This window comes from Pseudomonas endophytica (assembly GCF_001411475.1).
Classification (GTDB): domain Bacteria; phylum Pseudomonadota; class Gammaproteobacteria; order Pseudomonadales; family Pseudomonadaceae; genus Aquipseudomonas; species Aquipseudomonas endophytica.
In genome coordinates, this window is sequence record NZ_LLWH01000129.1 from 1 (window position 1) to 2,294 (window position 2,294).

The following is a 2,294-nucleotide window of genomic DNA, read 5'->3' on the forward strand; positions in this document are numbered from 1 at the left end:
TGCGTTGGCAGACAAATATGCCGCGTAGGAGCTGGCGCAGGCTGCGATCTTTTGATGTTGCGATCAAAAGATCGCAGGCTGCGCCAGCTCCTACAAAATAGAGATGCACCCAAACACCGTGCGCGATGGTATTACGACTGCCAGCAGTTGATCGCAGCCTTTGTGCCTCGTCAGCGACTACAGACTTAGCCCGTTTGCTGCACGACAGTGCGGCGTATGGACGACAGGGAGTCTCCTACAGGGTTTTGGGTTTGCATGGCCAGAGGCAAGAGGCTTATAGTCCGCCGGTCGTCCCAATGGCGACCGGGTTTGGCGACCTGTAAACCACCATGCGAAAACTCCTGTTTATTTGCAGGTTTTTTTGCACCCGCAAGGCTGTGTTATGGCAGCTGTGCGCGGGAGACCTTCGGGTCTGCCGGGTGGTGTGTTTCCGGTTCGCCAACCTGCGTGCAGCTGCCACCTATTCGTTTGGCGACGAGTAGAGGGTGGCTTTACCCAACACACCAGAGAGCACACCATGAACCAATACATCCCGCTAACCGCCATCGACTGCTTGATCCCCAGCTTACTGATAGACCGCCAAAGCCCACCTGACGTGCTACACGCCAATGCGGCGGTGCGCATTCTGGCCGTGACCCAACTGCTCGAAAGCCTTAACCGCTTAGACCTGAGCGCCGCCGACGCCATCGACCTCAAACACATCACCCAGCCCTGCGCCATCTTGCTGCGCGATGGCTGTGACCTGCTCGACGTACTGGGCCAGCGCTTACAGCTCTAACCGCGCCCACCTTACCCCCCGAGGAGCGCAGCGAGGCTGCGATCAAGGGCCCAGCCCTCGCAAAAACAGTCAGCCACCGCCTAACTACCTATCAGATCTACTAGCTATACAGCCGGCACCTGCGGGAGGAAGCTAATACATCGTCCGCGCTTTCCCCGGGAGTACAGCATGAGCAAAACGCGCAAAACCTTAACCAGCACCTATCACTACGACCCGCTAGACCGTCTGTCTGGCACTAATGAGACTCAACGCTTTTATAACAACACCCGTATCGCCATGGAAATAGAAGGCGATCGTAAAACACGTTTCTTTGAGGCCGACTCTCAACCGCTGGCGTTGCAACAACACGGCAGCGCACCTGGCTCTACCTTATTGGCTACCGACCTGCAAACCTCAGTGCTCAGTGGCAGTGGCCCAGACGGTACTCAGCACGCGCAGGTGTATACGCCCTTTGGACATCACGCCAACGACGCGTTACTCAGCGTTATAGGATTTAACGGCGAACGACCTGAACCCGTCACCGGGCATTATTTATTGGGCCAAGGTTATCGAGCGTTTAACCCTGTATTAATGCGCTTTAATAGCCCAGACAGTTGGAGCCCGTTTGGAGAGGGGGGGATTAATGCGTATGCGTATTGTGATAATAACCCACTTAACTTCAACGACCCGTCAGGCCACTTTCCAAATTTATTTAAAGCTTTCAAAAATAAATTTATGGGAAGAGTGCCCAAGCGCTTACGCCCAACGGTAGTCGAGACAAGACATTCCTCTTCTTCTTCCTCTTATTCTTCTTCCTCTTATTCTTCTTCCTCTTATTCTTCTTCCTCTTATTCTTCTTCCTCTTCTTCTTCAATTGATATGCCTGTAACACGCGAATACTTTAGAACGTCAGCTCCTCAACTATCCAATTTACCACCCGATCCTTTGGGCAGGGCAGCAAGAAAAGCACTAAGAGCAGAAATCAAAAGAAATAACTCCCTGCTTAAAGCCTTAAATAGATCAATCGAACAAGATAACATCGCATTAGGTGCAGTTGCGCTCAACAGAAATAGCGCTCCTGAGCTGTACGATAGGGCTTTGGACACACTAGTTTTAAAGGATAACTTACTAGATAGAAATAGCATCCTAAAATATCTTTTAGGCAGGCCATCCGACCACAATACTGGGAGCGTGCTTCCTCGTTACACCGACGATTTGGAAACACACTTCGCTCTAGAAAAATCTGTTGCAAAAATAAGAGAAACTGCTTCTGCAATGTTGTATTAAGGGAAAAACGCCAATAAATTTAGACCTCTAGATTAATAAGCGGTATCTGATACCCAGCTACCGCTTACTAACTTTCTACGCACTAAACAACCCATGCGGATCAATCACAAACTTCTTCGGCACGCCCGCATCAAACTCGCCATACCCACGTGGGGCGTCATTCAAACTAATCACTTCAACCCCCACAATGTCGGCAATTTTAATCCTGTCCCACATAATCGCCTGCATCAGTTGGCGGTTGTATTTCATG

The 2,294-nt window shown here is 50.7% G+C and carries 2 protein-coding genes and 1 pseudogene; 2 read left to right on the forward strand and 1 reads right to left on the reverse strand.

The features are described from left to right. The first annotated feature begins 517 nt into the window (after nt 1–517). Both AQS70_RS09755 and AQS70_RS23915 read left to right on the forward strand, forming a co-directional pair. Complete coding sequence (locus AQS70_RS09755; protein WP_055102597.1) at nt 518–778, forward strand: hypothetical protein; 261 nt, start codon at nt 518–520, stop codon at nt 776–778. 168 nt (nt 779–946) lie between these two features. After that, the gene (locus tag AQS70_RS23915) at nt 947–2,044 is read left to right on the forward strand and encodes an RHS repeat-associated core domain-containing protein (protein ID WP_187331807.1); all 1,098 of its coding nucleotides are present in this window, start codon (nt 947–949) and stop codon (nt 2,042–2,044) included. 75 nt (nt 2,045–2,119) lie between these two features. Here AQS70_RS23915 and AQS70_RS23245 read toward each other — a convergent pair. After that, a pseudogene (locus tag AQS70_RS23245) lies at nt 2,120–2,294 on the reverse strand (formaldehyde dehydrogenase, glutathione-independent); the annotation flags it as partial.

Coding starts and splice junctions, on each gene's coding strand:
- AQS70_RS09755 (WP_055102597.1), top strand. CDS start 518: ATGAACCAATACATCCCGCTAACCGCCATCGACTGCTTGATCCCCAGC.
- AQS70_RS23915 (WP_187331807.1), top strand. CDS start 947: ATGAGCAAAACGCGCAAAACCTTAACCAGCACCTATCACTACGACCCG.